The organism is Streptomyces sp. NPDC056948 (assembly GCF_042674225.1).
Classification (GTDB): domain Bacteria; phylum Actinomycetota; class Actinomycetes; order Streptomycetales; family Streptomycetaceae; genus Streptomyces; species Streptomyces purpurascens.
Genome location: NZ_JBHUQX010000067.1, coordinates 1 through 20488, shown reverse-complemented (window position 1 = coordinate 20488; position 20488 = coordinate 1). Strand labels below are relative to the sequence as shown.

At 69.0% G+C, this 20488-nt stretch carries 16 protein-coding genes and 1 pseudogene; 9 read left to right on the top strand and 8 right to left on the bottom strand.

Annotated features, from left to right (window positions below):
• Nucleotides 1-170: 170 nt before the first annotated feature.
• From ACFTZL_RS11620 to ACFTZL_RS11610, 3 genes are all read left to right on the top strand, one after another.
• A complete protein-coding gene (locus ACFTZL_RS11620) occupies nt 171-1205 on the top strand; it encodes a ferritin-like protein (protein WP_382580535.1) in 1035 nt (344 codons plus the stop codon).
• A 30-nt stretch (nt 1206-1235) separates the two neighbouring features.
• Nucleotides 1236-2033, top strand: coding sequence for a BTAD domain-containing putative transcriptional regulator (locus ACFTZL_RS11615; RefSeq protein WP_382580533.1), 798 nt, complete (start codon nt 1236-1238; stop codon nt 2031-2033).
• Nucleotides 2034-2125: 92 nt separating this feature from the next.
• Nucleotides 2126-3079: a hypothetical protein gene (locus ACFTZL_RS11610; RefSeq protein ID WP_382580531.1), complete on the top strand. Its 954-nt coding sequence runs from the start codon at nt 2126-2128 to the stop codon at nt 3077-3079.
• A 364-nt stretch (nt 3080-3443) separates the two neighbouring features.
• On the opposite strand, the gene ACFTZL_RS11605 is transcribed toward ACFTZL_RS11610, so the two are convergent.
• From ACFTZL_RS11605 to ACFTZL_RS11585, 5 genes are all read right to left on the bottom strand, one after another.
• A complete protein-coding gene (locus ACFTZL_RS11605) occupies nt 3444-4187 on the bottom strand; it encodes a VOC family protein (protein WP_382580529.1) in 744 nt (247 codons plus the stop codon).
• A gap of 58 nt (nt 4188-4245) precedes the next feature.
• On the bottom strand, nt 4246-4803 hold the full coding sequence (gene tpg, locus ACFTZL_RS11600; protein ID WP_382580528.1) for a telomere-protecting terminal protein Tpg: 558 nt from the start codon (nt 4801-4803) through the stop codon (nt 4246-4248).
• Between the two features lie 3 nt (nt 4804-4806).
• Nucleotides 4807-6942 (bottom strand): telomere-associated protein Tap, encoded by a 2136-nt coding sequence (tap, locus tag ACFTZL_RS11595; RefSeq protein ID WP_382580526.1) that lies wholly within the window; start codon nt 6940-6942, stop codon nt 4807-4809.
• A gap of 103 nt (nt 6943-7045) precedes the next feature.
• A complete protein-coding gene (locus ACFTZL_RS11590) occupies nt 7046-7639 on the bottom strand; it encodes a two-component system response regulator (protein WP_382580525.1) in 594 nt (197 codons plus the stop codon).
• Nucleotides 7636-11811 carry a HAMP domain-containing protein gene (locus ACFTZL_RS11585; protein WP_382580523.1) on the bottom strand — a complete coding sequence of 1392 codons (4176 nt, stop codon included), beginning with the start codon at nt 11809-11811 and terminating at the stop codon, nt 7636-7638. Before ACFTZL_RS11585 ends, ACFTZL_RS11590 begins: the two co-directional genes overlap by 4 nt.
• 316 nt (nt 11812-12127) lie before the next feature.
• Here ACFTZL_RS11585 and ACFTZL_RS11580 point away from each other — a divergent pair, with 316 nt between their 5' ends.
• Nucleotides 12128-14068 carry a SpoIIE family protein phosphatase gene (locus ACFTZL_RS11580; RefSeq protein ID WP_382580521.1) on the top strand — a complete coding sequence of 647 codons (1941 nt, stop codon included), beginning with the start codon at nt 12128-12130 and terminating at the stop codon, nt 14066-14068.
• Between the two features lie 80 nt (nt 14069-14148).
• On the opposite strand, the gene ACFTZL_RS11575 is transcribed toward ACFTZL_RS11580, so the two are convergent.
• A complete protein-coding gene (locus ACFTZL_RS11575; protein WP_382580519.1) occupies nt 14149-14490 on the bottom strand; it encodes a transglycosylase family protein in 342 nt (113 codons plus the stop codon).
• A 282-nt stretch (nt 14491-14772) separates the two neighbouring features.
• On the opposite strand from ACFTZL_RS11575, the gene ACFTZL_RS11570 reads away from it, so the two are divergent.
• The gene (locus ACFTZL_RS11570; protein ID WP_382580517.1) at nt 14773-15444 is read left to right on the top strand and encodes a pyridoxamine 5'-phosphate oxidase family protein; all 672 of its coding nucleotides are present in this window, start codon (nt 14773-14775) and stop codon (nt 15442-15444) included.
• Nucleotides 15445-15525: 81 nt separating this feature from the next.
• Here the strand turns inward: ACFTZL_RS11570 and ACFTZL_RS11565 are convergent.
• A pseudogene (locus ACFTZL_RS11565) lies at nt 15526-16044 on the bottom strand (pyridoxal-phosphate dependent enzyme); the annotation flags it as partial.
• A 79-nt stretch (nt 16045-16123) separates the two neighbouring features.
• Between ACFTZL_RS11565 and ACFTZL_RS11560 the strand changes: the two are divergent.
• Nucleotides 16124-16678 (top strand): cupin domain-containing protein, encoded by a 555-nt coding sequence (locus ACFTZL_RS11560; protein ID WP_382580516.1) that lies wholly within the window; start codon nt 16124-16126, stop codon nt 16676-16678.
• 49 nt (nt 16679-16727) lie between these two features.
• Here ACFTZL_RS11560 and ACFTZL_RS11555 read toward each other — a convergent pair whose 3' ends face one another.
• Entirely contained in the window at nt 16728-17333 is a 606-nt protein-coding gene (locus tag ACFTZL_RS11555; RefSeq protein ID WP_382580514.1) for a DUF998 domain-containing protein, read from the bottom strand.
• Nucleotides 17334-17434: 101 nt separating this feature from the next.
• Here ACFTZL_RS11555 and ACFTZL_RS11550 point away from each other — a divergent pair, with 101 nt between their 5' ends.
• From ACFTZL_RS11550 to ACFTZL_RS11540, 3 genes are all read left to right on the top strand, one after another.
• A complete protein-coding gene (locus ACFTZL_RS11550) occupies nt 17435-18238 on the top strand; it encodes a DUF817 domain-containing protein (protein WP_382580512.1) in 804 nt (267 codons plus the stop codon).
• A 123-nt stretch (nt 18239-18361) separates the two neighbouring features.
• Nucleotides 18362-19192, top strand: a complete 831-nt coding sequence (locus ACFTZL_RS11545; protein ID WP_382580510.1) for a PP2C family protein-serine/threonine phosphatase — start codon at nt 18362-18364, stop codon at nt 19190-19192.
• Between the two features lie 59 nt (nt 19193-19251).
• Nucleotides 19252-20253 carry an MASE1 domain-containing protein gene (locus ACFTZL_RS11540; protein ID WP_382580542.1) on the top strand — a complete coding sequence of 334 codons (1002 nt, stop codon included), beginning with the start codon at nt 19252-19254 and terminating at the stop codon, nt 20251-20253.
• Nucleotides 20254-20488: the final 235 nt, after the last annotated feature.

Here is a 20488-nt window from a genome sequence, read left to right as displayed (position 1 = left end):
GAAGCGTGACTTCAACTATGGCGATTTCAACCTCAGTCGCAAGTAGTCTCATCCAAACTCAGGCGACGGTCGTTGCGGTTGTGGGGCCAAGTAGGCGGGCCTACCGTTGAGATAGCGCTGGCCTTGGGCGTCGACTTCCCCGGTGACCTTTGTCCGGAAGGAGCCTTGCGGTGAACGCTGTTCAGTATGCCCAAAGCAACCAGATCGTCGATTTGATGCGGCAGCCCGCGGAACAGCGGGACACCAAATGGCTGCACAAGGCATTGCAACAGGCGATCCTCCTGGAGCTCGCCACCCTTCCGCCGTATCTGTGCGGCTGGTGGTCGATCAAGGACCCCGGCGGAGCCAACCAGGTGTTCAGCACCCTGCGCACGATCATCTTCGATGAAATGTCGCATCTCGGTATCGCGTGCAATCTGCTCACGACTATCGGTGGTACCCCCCGCCTCGCCGACGAGACGCTGGTGCCGGTGTACCCGGGCCCGCTGCCCGGCGGGGTACGCCCCGAACTCACGGTCTACCTGAGCGGGCTGACGACGGCATCGGCCAAGATGTACGCGAGCATCGAGGAGCCCGAAGACCCGGTCACGCGGGCGGACTCTGCGGCGTTCCCCTCAATCGGCGCCTTCTACACCGCGATCGTGGACGCCCTGCGCGCGAACCCCCAGCTCATCACCGGCGACCGGCAAGTGACCAGGGACATGACGCACCACGGTTCGGGAAACAGCCTCGAGGAACTCAGGACGCTCGGTGACGTCGAGTCGGCCATCGCGGTCATCAAGGAGCAGGGAGAGGGCACATCCGCGTCGCCCCAGAACCCGTACCCGTTGGCAAGGGGCGAGCTCGCCCACTACTACGCCTTCCTGGAGATCGCGCAAGGACACAAATGGGGAGACCCAACGGTGGTGGTCCCGTTGCCGGAGCGGCTACCCATGGGCGTCGTCCCTCAGGGGGGCTGGCCACGGACGGGACCTGACGTGCCCGCTGCCGAGGTGACGGCCCTCCTGGACAAATTCAATCGCGCTTACAGCGCCTTGCTGAGGACCCTCGAGGAGGCCTGGAGGCAAGGCGATTCGGAGCTGCTCGGCGAAGCGGAGACAAAGATGTTCACGTTGCGGTCACCCGCTCGCGAACTGATGAAGCGCGCGCTTCCCGATGACAGCGGCAAGACCTACGGACCGGAATTTCGCTACGTGGCTCCGTGAAGCTCCCTGGCTCATCCTCTGAGAGAGACGATGGCTTGCTCGGAATCACCTTCCGCACCCTGCCTCCGGCTGCTCGGTCAGTTCCGGCTGGTGAACGGCAGCGAAGCGGTGAATCTGTGCGGGAACGCGCAACGCCTGCTGGCCTTCGTGGGACTGCGCTCGTGCGTCAGCCGGACGCTCCTCGCGGGGACGCTGTGGCCGGAGGCGACCGAGGCGCACGCCCGGGGCAGCCTGCGCAGCACCCTGTGCAACCTGCCGCACGGCGACCGGGCATTGGTCACTTGCAGCAGGAACACTGTTTCCATCGTCGACTCCGTGACGGTGGACGCCCGTGAGCTCGCCGAGACGGCGCTGCGCCTGGTGCGCTCTTCCGGGGCGCCCGGCGACGAGCCGGTGTCGACCGTCTTGTTCGGGGAGGGAGAACTGCTGCCCGGCTGGGACGACGACTGGGCGCTGTTCGAACGGGAACGGCTGCGGCAGTTGCGCCTGCACGCTCTCGATGCGCTGGCCTACCGCCTGGCTCGGCAGGGGCGGCACACGCTCGCCCTGGAGACCGCGCTGACGAGCGTACGAAGCGAACCGATGCGGGAGAGCGCGCACCGGGCAGTGGTCGCCGCACATCTCGCGGAGGGCAACGTGAACGAGGCGGTGCGGCACTACCGAGCCTTTTGCCGGGTACTGCGCGAGGAGCTCGGAGTCCCGCCCTCGCCGCAGTTCACCCGGATGCTCCCGCCGGACGTCCGGGTAGGTCCGCCGGCCCGAGATCGCCCGGTGGACGGATGGCGAGGTGATGACGCTGGAGTGACACACGCCCCCTATCGTCCGTAACTGGGACGGAACCGCCCGCCCCTGTCGCCGGGCGGCCTACCCCGCACTCCATCGTCCTCCGTGTCATTGGCCCCAGAGCAGGTGAACCTCTCATGACCGTTACCTACGTCGACGTCTCCGCACCGTTCCGCATCATCGGACCGGACATGCCGGGCGAACCGGCGGACGAGCGCGAGAAGTTCGCGCGCATCACCACGGAATATCCCGACGAGAACGCGGAAGCCCTCCAGCGGGCCTTTCTGCAGAGCAAGCTGCGCCTGGCGAGGACCGACCCGGACTTGGATCTCGAAGACCGCGATCGCATGGCGTCCGCACTGGCCGAGCGGTTCGAGCAGGACTTCGGCGTCACGGAAGAGCCGGTGCCGACCCGTCTCGGCTACGGCTTCCTCTACTACCAGTCGTTCAAGCGGGCCTTCTCGACGGGCACCTCGCTGGGCTGGGACATCATCTGCCCCGACACCCCGGGAGGCAACGTCCGCGACTTCCTGTACGTGACCGCCATGAACCGCGCGGTCAAGGGGCACGAAGCGTTCGTCGCCTACTACGCGCAGCACGCACCGAGCTTCTGCCTGTGGGACTGGGCACAGCCCGCTCCACACCAATTGCAGTTGGACGTGCCCTGGTCGTCCATGGGCGCGTACCGCAGGACTGTCAATTCGCATGGTCTGCCCCGACAGGTCATCGGTGTCACGCTCACGACTGCGGAATCGTCCCCCGGGAGGTGGAGCAACATCGTGCAGCTCTATAACCATGTCCATGACCGCCACGACCTCATCTACCAGTTCGATTACGCGGCGACGCTGGCCCAGCAGACAGCAATGAGCACTTTTGGGAACTGGGGGCCCATCGTGGAGACCTTCCAGCCCGCTTACTCGGGCACCAAGCCGCTGGGGACCCTCGGTGCCTCCACCTGCACGCGGGACGTCGGCGGCAACTGGAGTCCCTGGGGGTTGCTGACGCCCAACCAAAGCTACGTCCACAACGGCAACGTCGGCTTCCGCACCGAATTCCTCGACCCCAACTACAACTTCGCGGTCAGGAGCTGATTCCGCAGGAGCCGACCGACATGTCCGAACCTCCGCCGCGCACTCCGCCCAACGCTGACGGGCCCGCGGGACCGCCCGGGGACCGGCGCGAGGAGTTCGCCCGTGAATCCCGTCGTGCTCCCCGGGATGTCGCCGCCGAGCGAGCCTTCATCCAGGGCAGGATCGACATGATCCGCACGGATCCTCACATGACGGACGCGGAGAAGGACCGAGACATCGCCGAGCTCCATCGCACTCTGCGGACGCTCGAAGGCGGCACATCCGATGACCCGAAGTCCGACGCACGCCCCCCGACGCCGGACGAGGTCCAGAGAGGGCGGCCGAGTTCCAACTCCTCGGGATTACATTCCCGAGAGGCTCCGCGTCAGGACGAGCCCAGGACGCAGAACTCGTGGCCCTCCGGGTCGGTCAGGCACGTCCACGGGACGTCGCCCTGGCCGAGGTCGAGGTCGGTGGCGCCGAGGGTACGCAGCCGGGCCACTTCCGCTGCCTTGTCGTCACCGGGGTACGGGAGCAGGTCAATGTGCACGCGGTCTGGCACGGTCTTCGCGCCGGGCGTGCGGAGGAATTCGAGATACGGGCCGACGCCCTTGGCGGAGCGCAGCACCGCATGACTGTCCGTCACCTCGTGCAGGGTCCAGTCCGTCGCCTCGCCCCAGAATTGGGCCATGGCCCGCGGATCCACGCAGTCCACCACCACCGCGGCGATCGGCCCGGTGTCCCGGTAGATCTCCCGAGGCTCCAGCACGCAGAACTCGTTGCCCTCCGGGTCGGCGAGGACCGTCCACGGCACGTCGACCTGGCCCACGTCGGCGGGCGTCGCACCGAGAGCCTTCAGGCGCGCGATCAACTCCGCCTGATGGGCCAGAGAGGTGGTGGCGAGATCGAGGTGCGCACGGTTCTTTGTCGTTGTCTTGGGTTCCGGGACGGTGACGACGTCGACGCAGACGGCGACCGGGTCCGGCCACACGTAGCCGCCGACGGGTTCGACGTTGGTCACGCCGGGTCCCTCGCTGGAAACACCCCAGCCGAGCGCCTCCGCCCAGAACCGGCCGACCGCCGAGACGTCGAGAGCCTTCATGTTCACGTTGACAGGTCGCAGTGCCATGCCGACGATCCTATGCACCTGCAACACCGCGTGGTCAGCGTTTTCTCCGGGGGCTGCGTCAGTAGTCGAGCTCCAGGTAGTCGATGTCGTTGATGGCGACGTCCGACAGTCCCATCGCTCGGACTCCGCCGTCCTGGAAGTACACGTCCTTGAAGCCGTCGGCGATGATCTGCCGCATCTGCTGGTCGCTGGCGCCGGCCTCGCGAGCGTCGAACAGGCGGCCGGCGTATTCCGGTGGGAGGTGCACCGTGAGGCGGCGGAAACGGCCGTCGTCGGTTGTGCCGATCGGTGCGGTGTAGCCGAACCGGGCCCTCGTCTCCACCGTGATCCCGCCCGTGGAGGCCGCCTGCCGTTGCCGGCGCTTGCGTACCTGCGGCTGCCAGCGGGCCCGCACCGCTTCGTCGATCTTCGCGGCGACGTCGAGGCGGGGGTGCTTGCGGGCGCCGCGCCGGTAGCGGTTCACGGAGTCGGCGGTGACGCCGATCTCCCGCGCGACGGCCTTCGCGCTGCCCAACTGCCGGATCAGATAGCCGATCTGGCCCTTCAGCGTCTTGGGTGGCTCCCGTGTGAAGGACTCCCGGTCCGCTCGTTCGATCGCGTCCTCGATCTCCCTCACCGGTCACTCCCCTTCTTCCAGGACGGCGTCGCCGCCCTTGATGTGGCGGGCCGGGTTGTAGCCCGCTTCCATCAGGTCGACCGCCCAGGACATCTCCTGGACGCCTTCGAACTTCGCCAGGCCCGGGGTGGGCCCGAGGCGGAAGGTGCCGGGGATGGGCTTGCCGGACGTGCTGTAGGGGAGGATGTCGATCGGCGAGCGGGACGGCGAGGGGTAGACGACACAGTCGGACAGCACGGCGAGCGGGTACTGGCCCGTCATCCTGGCCATGTTGAGCAGCTTGCGGTGCATGTTGACCCGGGCCTTGGAGATGACCGCGGCACGGATGTCCGGGCGCCAGGTCGGGCGCTCCATGGCCGGCCAGGCATCGCCCTCCTTGTAGTCCTTGCCCTGGGGGCGCTCGCGGAGCTTGCCGACGCCGCCCTTCACTGTGGCCTTGATGGCGGCGAGCACGGCGGCCATGGCCGGGTCGGCGTCCTTGTGCCGCTCCATCGCCGCGAGGAACCCGCGGTCGTCCAGGTCCCGGGTGACGCCGAGGTCGGCCATGGTGTCGACGTATGCCGTCCGCAGCCGGTCGTGCCACGGGTCCAGGTAGGCGCCGGTCTCCCGCCTCAGGTACGCCTCCAGCGGCTGGACGTTGTAGCCGAGTTCCTGGGCGTAGGCGACGGTGTGGGTCTGATACCAGGCGGGGCCGGTGGGAGGAGTGCCGGACGGCGTGAACGGGCTGGGCAGACGCGGGTCGAGCTCGACGTGCGAGAGGTCCACCAGCCAGGAGCCGGGAATCTTCGGGTTGAACACCGGGGCACGGAAGTGGTCCGGGGCGGACAGGCCGACCACCAGGCGGGCGGCGGAGGCGAGGAAGGCGGTGTTCAGGTCGAGCCCGAGTGCCCAGGGCAGGGACACCTCGTCCCCGGTGAGCAGGTTGACGTCGCGCACCCACTGGTAGGCCTCCTCGTCGAGGAAGCCGCCCTTCCAGTCACGGTGCACGACCAGGGGGTGTTCGGGGACGCATTCCGGTGGGGCCGGGTCGATCGGTTCCGTTCCGAGCGAGCCGGGGTTGTGGCCCGAACTCCACTGGCCGGTCGTACGATCCTGCACCGCGCGCGTGGGCGGGCGCAGGGCTGTCATCAGCTCCAGGCCGGAGACGGCCGTCGACCCGCGCGGGGTGAGGACCCGCTGTGCGTAGACCCCCAGGACGCGGGCGATGTCGGCCGGCTCCAGGTCCGTCACGCCGGGCCAGGACCGCTCGTCGAGGGCGTCCCAGGGCAGGACCGCGATTTGCACGCACTGCCGCTGATGGGCCTGGGCCGGTCGGTACACGCGGGCCCACGGGCCGAATCCGCGTTTGGTCAGCTTCCACTTCGCCCTGGTGACCTGCTTGACGACCGGGTGATCCTCCGCCAGCCGCAGGCCCCGGCGGTCCTCCAACCGCTCGGGCAGTCCGAGTTTCACGGCGGCGGCCGCGGTGAGCACGATCAGCGGGTCGGCGTCACGGCCGTTGCGGTGCAGCCTGGACGCGCCGAGCCCGGACTCGCGCAGCGTCCACTCCACCAACTCCGGGATGGTGGTGGCGGGGCAGTCCAGCACGATCCCGTCGACGCCGTACGCGGAGCCGTCACCGTCCAGGACGGCGAGCGGACCGTGCGGGAAGCCGGAATCGACGGCGGGCTTCTCGGCCTTCTTCGCGGCCGGGCGCCGCGACGATGTCGCCGGGCGGTCGGCCGGACGGGCGGGGCGCTGGGGGGCGGAGCGCTGGGGGGCGGTCTGGACGGCGGGCGTCTCCACCGGCGCGGCGCTCTCCGGTTCGGGGGCGGACTGGCCGGTGAGCGTGGCCGGTTCCTCCGGCTGCGGCGCCGCGACCGGGGCGGGCACAGTGGCGGGGGTGCCGTGCGTGGGGTACTTCGCCGCCCAGCCGTTGAGCAGGCGCTGGTACGCCTCCAGGCGGGGCGACTTGGGCTCGCTCCTGCCGTTCTCGTAGTTCTTCACCGTCTGCGTCGACGTCTTCAACGCGAGAGCGAGACGGGCCTGGGTGATACCGGCGGCCTCGCGCAGCCGGGCGCGTTCCGCCGGGGGCGGGAGTTGCGGCTCCTCGTCCAACAGCGCGTCGACGGACGCGAACAGCTCTTCCTCGGTGGCCATGCGGATCTCCCTTCGCACGCCCACCCTAGCAATGCTTACCTCGCCATTTAACCTGCTTCTTTAACCCAATCAGGGGGCTGTCGGCGTCACGAGGGAAATGCGATCACTCGGCGGCGGTGCGGCCCGGGAGGAGGGTTCCCACGGCGCGCTCCACCTCTGCGATGCGGTCGGCGAGTGCTGCCGTGTCGGCTTCGGCTTCCGGTCTGTTGCGCAACAGCAGCTTGATCTCGGTGAGCTGCTGGGTGATCTCGGTGAGCCGGTCCGTGTCCGTGCCCGTCGCGCGCATCGCCAACTGGCGGTTCTTGCGGTGCAGATCGAGGAAGACGGTGACCTTGGTGCGCAGCACCCAGGGGTCGACCGGTTTGGCGATGAAGTCTGCGGCGCCGATGGCGTACCCCCTGTAGGCGTAGTCGGCACTGCCGTCCGTTCCGGTCACCAGGATGATGGGCACGTCTTTGGTCTGGTCGAGGCGCTTGATGTTGGCGGCGGTCTCGAAGCCGTCCATGCCGGGCATGCGGACGTCGAGGAGGACGACGGCGAACTCCTGGCGCAGCATGGCTTTCAGGGCTTGTTCTCCTGAGCGTGCGCGGACCAGGTGCTGGTGCAGTGGGCCGAGTACGGCTTCGAAGGCGATGAGGTTTTCCTCCATGTCGTCGACGATGAGGATGCTGGACGTGTTGGCCAGGTTGGTGTTCATCGCGCGTCCTCGGGCGGATCGTCGGCGGTGTCGTGAGCGGGTGGCGGTTCGGGGTCGTCGGCGGCGCCCGGGCCCTGTGCGGGTATCGAGGGGTCCTCGGGCGGGTCGAGCAGGTCGCAGATGGCGGAGAGCAGGCGGTCGATGTTGACCGGTTTGGGCACGTAGTCGTCGGCGCCGCTGTCGATCGCTTTGTCGCGGTCCTGGGGCATGGCCTTGGCGGTGAGCGCGATGATCGGCAGGTGGGCGAGACGGGGGGTGTCCCTGATCGTGCGGATAGTCTCGTATCCGTCCATTTCGGGCATCATGATGTCCATCAGGACCAGGGAGACGTCAGAGGCGCGTTCCAGGACCTCGAGGCCCTCCAGGCCGTTCTCCGCGTACCGCACGGTGATGCCGACCCGGCCCAGTGCGTGGGTGAGGGCGAAGACATTGCGGATGTCGTCGTCGACGATGAGGATGCGGCGGCCTGCCAGGACGCGGCCGGGGCGGCCGCTGAGCCATTCCTTGAGCCGTGTGGTCTCCGGCCAGGTGTCCTCGCGGCCGTTGGCGGGTTCGGTGGTCTCTCCGCCCGTCAGGTCCTCCGGCAGGTGGTGTGGGGCCCGGGTGTCGGGCCGGAGGGTCTCGGTGCTGTCGAGCATGTGCTCGGGTGAGTCGTCCCGGCCGGCGGCCGCCGGCGGCCCGGGCTCCGGGGGAAGGGCGGGCGCGGTGCCGGCGGTGCGCAGGTCCGCGGGGCCCTGTACCGCGGTGGCGCCGGGGTGGAGCGCGGGGATGTAGAGGGTGAAGCGGGAGCCCACGTCCGGCTCGCTCTCGGCGACGATCTTGCCGCCGAGCATTCCGGCGATCTCCCGGCTGATGGACAGGCCGAGGCCGGTGCCGCCGTACTTGCGGTTGGTGGTCCCCTCGGACTGCTGGAACGCTTCGAAGATCATCGGAAGCTTCTCGGGGGCGATGCCGATGCCGGTGTCCTTCACGGAGAACGCGATGACGGCTTCGGCGTTCTTGAGCGTCTCCTCGGTGAAGTGCATGCCCAGCACCCGGCTGACGCGCAGCTCCACATGGCCGTCGTGGGTGAACTTCACCGCGTTGGACAGCAGGTTGCGCAGCACTTGCTGAAGGCGCTGCTCGTCGGAGTACAGCTCGGCCGGTACGTCCTTCTCGACCGCGATCTCGAAGCCCAGGCCGCGGTCGATGGTCAGCGGCCGGAAGGTCGCGTGGACGTAGTCGAGCAGCTTGATCAGCGGGAGCGTCTTGGGGCGTACGTCCATGCGCCCGGCCTCGATCTTCGACAGGTCGAGGATGTCGCTGATCAGCTGGAGCAGATCGGAGCCGGAGCGGTGGATGGTGGTCGCGAACTGCACCTCCTGTTCGGCCAGGTGCCCGTCGGGGTTGTCGGCGAGCAGCCGGGCCAGGATCAGCAGGGAGTTCAGCGGGGTGCGCAGTTCGTGCGACATGTTCGCCAGGAACTCCGACTTGTACTGGGAGGCGGTCGCGAGCAGTGCGGCCTTCTCCTCGAGTTCGGCGTTGGAGCGCTGCAGTTCGTCGGACCGCTCGCGCAGCTCGGAGGTGAGCCGCTGGGACTCCGACAGCAGGGACTCCGTACGGGAGTTGGCGATGATCGTGTTGGTCGAGACGCCGATCGTGTTGACGAACTGGTCGATGAAGGCCAGGTGCACATCGTTGAACTTGCTGAGCGACGCGAGCTCGATCACTCCGAGCACCTGGTCCTCGAAGAGGATGGGCAGGATGACGATGCTGGCCGGGCGGGCGGTGCCGAGCCCGGAGTTGATGGTGATGTAGTCGGGCGGGACGTCCGTGATGAGGATGCGCTTCTTCTCCTGCGCGGCCTGGGCGATCAGCCCGCGGCCCGGGGTACCGGTGCCCGGCAGCGGGTTGCCCCCGCCGGCCTGGTCGGTGCCGTACCCGGCGATGAACTGCAGGCCCTCGCCGGGTGGCGCCCCCGCTTCGGCCAGGAAGAACGCACCGAACTGCGCGTTCAGCAGCGGGGTCAGCTCGCGCAGGATCAGGTCGGCGACCTCCACGAGGTCGCGGTGGCCCTGCATGAGCCCGGCCATGCGGGTCAGGTTCGACTCCAGCCAGTCCTTGGCGCGGGTGGTCTCGCGGAGGTTGGAGACCATGAGGTTGATGTTGTCCTTCAGCTCGGCGACCTCGCCCTGTGCCTCGACGTTGATGGCGCGGGACATATCGCCCTGGGTGACCGCGCTGGCCACCTCCGCGATCGCCCGGACCTGGGTGGTGAGATTCAGCGCCAGCTCGTTGACGTTGGTGGTCAGCCGTTTCCACGTTCCGTAGACACCCTCGACACGCGCCTGACCGCCGAGCTGCCCCTCGCTGCCGACCTCCCGGGCGACGCGGGTGACCTCCGAGGCGAACGAGGAGAGCGTGTCGACCATCGTGTTGATGGTGGTCTTCAGCTCCAGGATCTCGCCGCGCGCGTCCACGTCGATCTTCTTCGAAAGGTCGCCCTGGGCGACGGCCGTGGCCACCTGGGCGATGTTGCGGACCTGCGAGGTCAGGTTGTAGGCCATGAAGTTGACGTTGTCCGTGAGGTCCTTCCACACCCCCGACGCCCCTCGGACCTGGGCCCGGCCCCCCAGGCGGCCCTCCGTGCCGACCTCGCGGGCGACCCGGGTGACCTCGTCGGCGAAGGCCCGCAACTGGTCGACCATCGTGTTCACGGTCTCCTTGAGCTGCAGGATCTCGCCACGGGCATCGACGGTGATCTTCTTCGACAGGTCGCCGTTGGCCACCGACGTCGTCACCTGGGCGATGTTGCGGACCTGCGAGGTCAGGTTCGAGGCCATGAAGTTGACGTTGTCCGTGAGCTCCTTCCACACCCCCGACACGCCGCGGACCTGCGCCTGCCCGCCCAGGTTGCCCTCGGTGCCGACCTCGCGGGCGACCCTGGTGACCTCGCCCGCGAACGCCGAGAGCTGGTCGACCATCGTGTTGATCGTCGACTTCAGCTCCAGGATCTCGCCCTTGGCCTCCACCGTGATCGTCTTGCCCAGATCGCCCTGAGCGACCGCCGTGGCCACCTGGGCGATGTTGCGGACCTGCGAGGTGAGATTGTCCGCCATGAAGTTGACGTTCTCGGTGAGGTCCTTCCACACCCCCGACACCCCGCGGACCTGGGCCCGGCCACCGAGACGGCCCTCGGTGCCGACCTCTCGCGCGACCCTGGTGACCTCGCCCGCGAACGCCGAGAGCTGGTCGACCATCGTGTTCACCGTCAGCTTCAGCTGCAGGATCTCGCCCCGGGCGTCCACCGTGATCTTCTGACTCAGATCGCCGGTGGCGACCGCCGTGGTCACCTGGGCGATGTTGCGGACCTGGGAGGTCAGGTTCGACGCCATGAAGTTGACGTTGTCCGTGAGGTCCTTCCACACCCCGGACACGCCCGGCACCTGGGCCCGGCCGCCCAGCTGCCCCTCCGTGCCGACCTCTCGCGAGACCCGGGTGACCTCGTCGGCGAACGCCCGCAGCTGGTCGACCATGGTGTTGACCGTCAGCTTGAGCTCCAGCAGCTCGCCGGTCGCCTCCACCGTGACCTGCCGGGTCAGATCACCGCGCGCGACCGCCGTGGTCACCACCGCGATGTCGCGCACCTGCGCGGTCAGCCGGGACGCCATCGTATTGACGGCCTCGGTCACGTAGCGCCAGTCGCCGGACAGCCCCTGCACCGTGGCACGCCCGCCGAGACGGCCCTCGGTACCGACCTCCCGGGAGACCCGGGTGAGCTCGCCGGTGAACAGCGAGAGCTGCTCCACCATGCGGTTCACCCCGCGTCCCAGGCGCCGCAGATCACCGCGCAGCTGGCGCCTGCCGTCGTGCAGCTCGGCGCGCTGCGTCAGATCACCGTCAGCGACCGCGTCCAGGACGCGCGTGGCATTCACGATCGGGACGGCCAGCGCCTCCAGCAGCGCGTTGGCCGCATCCACATTCGTCGTCCACCCGCCCGGCCCGGGACTTGCCGCCAGCCTCTCGTCCAGCCGTCCCTGCCGGACCGCCTCCCGGCGCACCCGCTCCAGCTCCGAAGCCAGATGCGCGTTCCGCGTGATGATCTGGTCGAACACCCCTGACAGCTCCGCGAGAATCCCTTCGTGCGCATTACCCATGCGTACGGTGAAATTGCCGTCACGAAGTGAATTCATGGCCGCCAGCAGCGGACGCAACTCGGCCACACGTACCCACTCGGCCTCCGGCCCGGGGGGAGGCCGGCCCGCGGCCGAGGAACCGGTTCCATCGGGCTTTCGCTCCCCGGATTCCGGTTCAGAAGAGACGAGTTCAGAGCGAGCGACAGAATCCATGACAACACACTTCTCTGTGCACGAAATATGACCAGTCCCCATTTAGGCTACATTCGTCCTGTACTCGTCCGCAGTGAGCTGGACAGGGGTTGCTGTGAGGCCACAAGCGGGGTCGCAGACAGCACGGTCCTTCGGTCCGCGTTCAACAGCAGCAGCACGGATGCATGTACCCGCCAACGAACTCGCGGCCGCAGCGGCACGCAAGTTCGTGCGCGCCGTGCTCACCGAACGGACCGCACCCCACTCCCCCGCGGCGCCGGCGATCAGCGACCGGTCCGTCGACGATGCCGTGCTCCTCGCCAGCGAACTGGTCACCAGCGCTGCCGCACACGCCGGGTCCGGCCTCGAAGTGGCCTGCAGCCTCGAGACCGGACCCGGACCGAACGGGCCCGGCCCCTGGGCCGAGGCCGGGGTCGTCGCACAGGCCGGTCCTGAGGCCGGGTGGGCCGGGGCCGCACAGGCCGGTCCTGGGACCGCACAGGCCGGTCCTGAGGCCGGGTGGGTGGGTGTCGTGGTCGAGGTGCTGGAGCACGGCCCCGCCGACCGTCCCGGCGGCACCACAAGCCCGCACAGCCCCGTGCACGGTTACCGCCGGCAGCTCATGCACACACTGGCCGAATCCTGGGGCGTGACCTGCCGGCGCACCGGGAAAGCCACATGGGTCCGCCTGGAATGCGCGACGGTGCCTCCGCTCGCCACCGCCGAGCACAGCATCGCCGGCCTCCCGGCCGAAGCCGCCCGTCGCGCGCCGCCTCCCCCCGAACCCACCCTGCCGCGCGGACACCCCGGCCACCGAGCCCAGTGGGCCGAACGCGAAGGACAGTGGTTCCTCGCCGAGGCCGGAGAGCTCCTCGCCGGGCAGCTCGACGAGGACATGGTCGCCGCTCTCGCCGGACAGCTCCTGGTTCCCAGACTCGCCGACTGGTGCGCCATATGGCTCACCACGGACCACGCCGGCGTACGGCTCTCCCGCGTCTGGCACACCGACGAACGGCACATCCGCACCCTCCGCCGGTCACTCGAGAAAGACCCCCCGAGCGCCGCACTCAGCACGACCGGTCTCCCCTGGCCCTGGCCCGAATGCGAAACACCCCGCAACGAAACCACCCACAACACAGGCGGCTCCGCACTGGCCTTCCCCCTTGTCGCCGGCGGCCGGTACCACGGCACACTCCTCATCGGCCAGGCAGGACAACCCGAACTCACCGACACCGTCGTACGGCTCGTCGAAGACGTCGCCCGCCGGACGGCCCAGGCAGTGGTCACCGCCCGTCACTACACCCGCCAGGCGAGCATCAGCCGCACGCTCCAGAGCCGGCAGCTCCCCACCTCACTCGCCGCCATCCCCGGCATCGACACGGCGATCGTCTACGAGCCCTGGGCGGAGGGCCAGACCGTCGGCGGAGACTTCTACGACCTGTTCCCCATGGGCCGGCACCGGTGGTGCTTCCTCCTCGGCGACGTCTCCGGCCATGACATGGAAGCCATGTCCGTCACCGGTCTCGCCCGCCACCTCGTACGACTCCTCGCACGCGAGGGCCACGGCGTAGAAACCCTTCTCAACCGCCTCAATCACGCGATGGCCGAGGAAGCCGCCGAAGCCACCACACCTCGCGGCGAACACGAAGGCCCCCGCCTGCTCAGCCTGCTCTACGGAGAACTCGAACCCGACCCCATCACCGGCAGCACCCGATGCACCATCGCCAGCGCCGGACACCCGACACCCCTACGACTGACGACGAACGGCACCGTCACCTCCGCCGCCCACCCCCAGATACTCCTCGGCGTCGAAGAACACACCAATTACCACGCCGACACCATCACCCTCACACCGGGCGAAACGCTCCTCTGTGTCACCGACGGCGTCACCGAACGCCGCAACGGCACACAACAACTCGACGACAACAACGGCCTCGCCCGCATACTCGCAACCTGCACCGGGCTCGGCGCCAAGGCCGTCGCCGAGCGCATCCGCCAAACCACCCACGACTTCAGCACTGAGCCCATCGCCGACGATCTCGCCATCCTCGTGCTCGAAGCAGTGCCGGTTCTCAGGAGCGCGGGAACCATCACCACCAGCCACCCTCACGGTGAGTACTGAACAGCCCGATAACCGCCTGGTGTTCATGCCGCCGCGGACCATGGTGACTCAGAAATCGGCGGCGATTCTGTCTACTTCACTCACGCGCAGGACCATGCGGACATTCCCTGCAACGCGGCCAGACGTCTGGCCACGGTGATCTGTTCTTTGCGGGTGGCCAGGTCGGCGCGCGGGGCGAACTTCCGTCCTCCGGCGGCTACCCAGCTCGACTGGGTGAACTGCAGGCCGCCGTAGTGGCCGTTGCCGGTGTTCGCCTTCCAGTTCCCCCCGGACTCGCACGCGGCGATGGCGTCCCAGTCAGGCCCGAACCGAGCGGACGGCAGGGCCTCCGCGCTGGTGGCAACGCCCAGTATCACGGCGGCCGCGAAGAGCACGAATGCCGGACTCGCCCTGCGGCGGCGACAGTCGCGCGTTCTGATCATTTCAGCGTTCTGTGACGAAATCATATGTAGACGGTTGCACCGCGTCACATAAGTGGCGAATTGAGAACAAGAACTCCTACGCCAAAAGAAGCACCTGGGGAGGGGCACGGGCACCGCGAACCCGAATTCCGGCAGCAGTTGCTGCGCATCGTTGCCCCCCGAAGTGCCGTGCGAGCGTCTGCTCTACCCTCTCCTGCATGGCCGGTGGTGCTTTTCGGCCTGCCAGGCGACTGAATCAGTCACCTGGGTCGAGGTGATCCGAGATCCCCGTCAGGAGGACCGTTGCACCACGATGAGCGGGCAGACCGGCCCGGAAGTCAGGGCGAGCACCAGATCCAACGTGAGTTGGGCACGGTCGACCGCGCCGACCGGTTCTACGACGAGCAGGTGCTGGACCGGCTCAACCCACGCATGAGGGAGTTCGTGGCCCGCCAGGAGATGTTCTTCCTCGCGACCGCGGACCGCCACGGCGAGTGCGACAGCACGTTCCGGGCCGGCCCGCCCGGCTTTCTCCAGGTGCTCGATGAAGGGGCCCTGGCATACCCGGAGTACCGCGGGAACGGCGTCATGGCCTCGCTCGGCAACATCCAGGAGAACCCCCACGTCGGCCTGCTGATGATCGACTTCTCCCAGGACCGCATCGGCCTGCATGTCAACGGCCGGGCGCGGCTGGTCACCGACGACACGATGCGCCAGAGGTACCCGGACCTGCCGGTCGATCCGGCACCCGGCCGCCGTCCCCATGTGTGGGTGGAAGTCCAGGTCGAGGAGGCGTACATCCACTGCTCGAAGCACATACCGAGGCTGGTCAGAGCACCGCTCCGGCAGCACGCGAGCAGGGCGGACGGTTCCGCCGCCGACGGCGAGCAGTCCTGGGGCACCGACGACGTCAAGCGCAAGGGTGGCGACTACTTCGGAGCAGCGGCCCAGGAGCAGGGGCTGGCTTCCCGCTGAGGGCCGACCGGCCTGGCCTGTCAGTTCGGGGCTCGCCTCTGCGGCATTGCCGGAGTCGAAGGGGTCACGCGGAGCAACGGGTCAGGACCTGCGGGTGGGAGCCGCGCCGACCCAGCGGTGATAGGCGTCCACGTCGACGTTGCTGCCGCACACGATGGTGACCACGTGCCGGCCGGCGCAGCGGTCACGGTCTTCGAGGATCGCCGCGATGCCGAGCGCGGCCGATGGTTCGACGACGAGGCCGGCGTGGTCGAGGAGCATGCGCATACCGGCGATGGTGACGACGCGCCGCCTGCGCCACGAGTGTGTCAGCGCCGGTGCGCCGAGCGGCTGGACGCAGATCACCTCGGTTGCGGGAGCCAAGGCCTTCACCACATGGCCCACACCGGTGGCCGACGCCCCGCCGCCGAGCGCGATCAGGACGGCGTCGAACGACGGTACGGGATCCACCAGTTCCAGGCTGATGGTCGCCGCGCCCTCGCAGGTCTCGAGGTCCAGGCTGTCTTCGACCAGCCGGATGCCGTCGTGGCGAGCGATGGCCGCGGCCCGCTCACGAGCCGTCTCGTGGTCGCCATCCACCAGCTCCAAGCTAGGAGGGAGTGGCGGAGCGAATTGACCCATGATTGTGGCGGTGAAATGCACCCCTCAGCCGGTCGATCGGCTCCATAAAGTCGTAGTCATGACGACGAAGACGAGCGAGACCACGCAGACGACGCAGAACACGCAGGCCACGCAGACCGCGCAGACCGCGGGCTTCCGCCCCGTTCTCACCCGCGCCGCCGACGCCGAGACGACCCGTGACCCCAGCAGTGTCATGACCCTTCTCGCGGACTCCGGCCACACCGGTGGGCGGCTCACCAGCTACCGGTCGACGTTCGCCGAGGGCGCGGTCGGAGCACCCGCCCATCTGCACACCGAGGCGTCCGAGATGTTCTTCGTGATCGACGGAGCACTCCAGGTGCTGGTGGGCGAGGAGATCACCGTCCTGGAGGCGGGCGACTTTCTCGTCGTGCCGCCGCACACCCCGCACGCCTTCGCCGCGGCGCCCGGCAGGACCGCCGACGTCCTGTTCGTCTTCACCCCGGGCGCCGGCCGCTTCGACTATCTGCGGCTCCTCGGCCGGGTGATGCGCGGCGAGGCCGACCCGCAGGAGATCAAGGACTCCTCGGAGCGGTTCGACAACCACTACGTCGACAGCCCGGCGTGGCGCGAGGCACTCGCCGCGCGCGGCTGAGACGGGAAGCCGGGAGGTGTGCGGGGGCCGCTCGGGCGAGATGCCGCGCTCAGCCCCGGTACTCGTCGCGCGCGGACCGGGGAAGGGAGAAGCAGGACAGGACGACCGCGAAAGGCCAGACCGACTGCATGGTCGTCACCGCGCGTTCAGCCGCACCGGGGGCGCCCTGCTGGTGGAGTTCGGCCAGGAACCATGCCGCGCCCAGTGCCATCACGGCGGTCGCCCCCAGGGAGGGGAGGGGCCGGAGGGCCCATGGCACGGCGTCGCCCCTTCTGGCGGCCAGGACGGGCCAGACCGCGAGGACGATGAAGCCCGCGACGGCGACCGAACCGTGGGTGAGGGAGCCGCCGCTGCTCGGGGCCGGAAACAGGGCCACGGCCAAGGCCGACACACCCCCGGCCGCCAGGGCCGCGCGTCCCGCCGGCGCGGCCGGGCGCAGTCCCCACGCGGTGAGCAGGTGGCAGATGCCCAGGGCGATGAAGGCGGCTGTCATCACCCAGTAGCTGGAGCCGCCGGGAGCGGCGAGGACGCTGATCGTCTGGGCGGCGGGGTCGTAGGAGGAGCCTTGCAGGGATGCCGCCACCGCCCAGCCCATGATCAACGCGACGGGCGCGCAGCCGGACGACAACAGGACCCATTTAGGAACAGATCGCACCAGGACACCGTAAAGCGGATCTTCAGCTCCTCGCCCGACGAGTGGCGGGTGGGGCGGGTCGCCGCAACCGGTCGGTGTGCGGTGCCGTCCTACAGGGCACCATGATCCCTTCAAGCTTCGCCGGCCCGTGGGCCGCACCGGTGCGTCAGCTCCTCGACTTCGCGTGGACACAGACGCGGGCCTGCGCGTTCGCCATCGCCCTGCTGTGCGGCGTGGCCGTGTCCACGCTGCTGCCCGAGCTCCCCGTGGCGCGCTACGACTTGCTGGTGGTCTACGGCGTGCTGCTCACGCTGGTGTTCTGGATGCGCGGCTGGGAGAACGGGCGGGATGTCACCGTCATCGCGGTCTGCCATGTCATCGGTCTGGCCTTCGAGCTGGTGAAGGTGTCGCTCGGCTCCTGGAGCTACCCGGAGCCGGCTGTGCTGAAGTTCGCCGGTGTCCCGCTGTACGGAGGGTTTCTCTACGCGGCTGTCGGCAGCTACATCTGCCGTGCCTGGCATCTGTTCGACCTGGAGATCGTGCGCTATCGGCCGCGTGCGACCGCCGCGGTGGCCGCGGCCATCTACGTCAACTTCTTCAGCCATCACTGGCTGCCCGATGTGCGGTGGGTGCTGGCCGGGCTGCTCGTGGCCGTCACGATGAGGACGTCGGCGCGCTTCACGGTGCGGGGCGTGCGTCGGCAGATGCCGCTGGCCGTGTCGTTCGTGCTGATCGGTTTCTTTCTGTGGGTGGCGGAGAATCTGGCCACCCTGGTCGGCGCGTGGCGCTATCCGTATCAGGAGCACGGGTGGGAGCCCGTGGGGGTGGGCAAGTTCGGCGCCTGGGCGTTGCTGATCAGTGTGACCTTCGTCCTGGCGGCGGTCGGCCGGGGTGCGGACTCCGGGGTGGTCCGCTCGGAGCGGTGAGCACCCTCGGGGGGCGCGAGTCGTCGTCGGAGCCCTCGGGTGAGTATCATCCTATGGACGCATTTTAGATGATTTGCCACCGAGGGTTGTCACCGACCGTGACCACCCTCGACGGAGTGATCAATGTCCCGCACCGGCACCACGGACGACGGCGACGAGCTGCTGACCAGGCTCGGGGATCTGACGGCCCAGGCGCGAGCGCAGGCCGAGATGCAGCGCTCCCGGGTCGAGCTGGCCCTCGCGCTGCAGAGCGACATGCTCCCCCGGGATCTGCCCGTCGCCCGGCGGCTGCATCTGGCCGTGCGGTACGCGCCCGCGACCCAGGGCCTCAACGTGGGCGGCGACTGGTACGACGCCTTCACACTGGGCGACGGCCGCATCGGTCTGTCCATCGGTGACGTCCAGGGCCACAACATCGAGGCAGCCGCCTTCATGGGGCAGGTGCGGGCCGGGCTGCGGGCCCTGGCCTCCGTCACCAGCGAGCCGGGCGAGGTCCTGGCCCGGACCAACGATCTGCTGCTGTCCCTGGGCTCGGACCTGTTCGCCACCTGCACCTTCATGCGGCTCGATCCGTGCGCCGGGGTGCTGGAGAGCGCGCGGGCGGGGCACCTGCCCTGCATCTGGGCCACAGCCGACGGGAAGTCCGGCCTCACCGCGGACGAGGGCGGTCCGCCTCTCGGTGTCCAGGCGGGGCCGCCGTATCCGGTGACCCGGTACGAGCTCACCACGGGCGGTGTGTTCGTACTGCTCACGGACGGTGTCGTGGAGGGGCCGTCGATGCCGCTCGAGGAGGGACTGGACCAGGTGACGCGGCTCGCGGGCATCGCGGCGGTGGCGGGCATGGACGTGGACGGGCTCGCGGCCGCCGTGATCAAGGGTGCCGAGCGTGTGGGGCACGACGACGACGCCGCCGTCCTGGTGGTCGGACTCGACGGGCCGGACGCTCAGCCATAGGGCCGCAGGGCCCCGCTCTCACCTCGCCGACGCGGCGACCTCGGTGTCTGATGGCTGCTGTGGTGGGTAGCCAGGATCTGCGCAAGCCGGTCGTCCTCGCTCTGCAGACGCTCGCCGTCGCCGCCTGCTACTACGTGTCGGGGAAGCTGGGCCTGCTGCGGGAGCTGGTCGTCGAGGGCGCGGTCGTCACACCCATCTGGCCCCCCACCGGCGTCTCGGTCGCCTTCCTGCTGATCCTCGGGCTGCGCTGCTGGCCGGGGATCGCCCTGGGTGCCTTCTTCGTCATCCTGTCCATCACCTCCCTCACGCCATCGGCGCTCGGCGTCCTGGCGGGCAACACGGCGGCGCCCGTCGTCGGATACCTGCTGCTGCGCCGGGCCGGATTCCGGACCGATCTCGCGCGGCTGCGGGACGGTCTCGCCCTGGTGCTCCTGGGGGCGTTCACCGCCATGCTGATCAGCTCGACCGTGGGCGCCGGTCTCCTGATCGTCACGGGCAAGCTCGACGGGTCGAGCTTCTGGGCCGTGTGGCTGGCCTGGTGGGTGGGTGACGCGATGGGGGTGCTGATCGTCACCCCGGTGCTGCTCCTGCTGGCCCGCTTCCGCCCGCCCCTGCGCCTGGAGCGCTGGAAGGAGGCCTCGGGCCTGGCGCTGATCGCCTGCTGTGTCGTTCCGCTGGCCGCGCACAGCTGGCTCAGTCTGCTGTTCCTCGTCTATCCCCTGCTGATCTGGGCGGCTCTGCGCTTCCAGCTTGCGGGCAGCATGCTGTGCGCCCTCTTCGCCTCGATCACGGTCACGGTGGCGGCGACCGAGCGGATCGGGCCGTTCGACGGGCTCAGCCGCGTGGAGGTGATGCTCAAGCTGCAGGCCTTCAACGGGGCGATGGCCCTGACGGCGCTGATCCTGTCGGCCGTGATCACCGAGCAGATCAACACCCGGCGTTCCGTGGAGCGCGCGTGCCAGGAACTGGTCGAGGTCCTGGAGCACCTCACCGCGGGCGAGTCGGCGGACGGCCGGGCCCCACTGGAGGAGGGCGGGCTCGGGCGGAGCCAGGACGAGTGACGACCCCGGGGCAGAGGTACGCCGCGGTCTGGGGCTGGTCGGCGACCGCTGCTACGCCCGGGCCGCCCACCGGAACGCGTCGGTGACCACCATGGCCTCGGAGAGCCTCCCGGAGGACGCCGATCTTCGGCACACACGCCGGAACATCCTGCTCGGAGGCATCGACATCGACTCGTACATCGGTACGACGATCTCCCCCGACTGCGGCGGCGGGCCGGTGGAGTTCGCCGTGCAC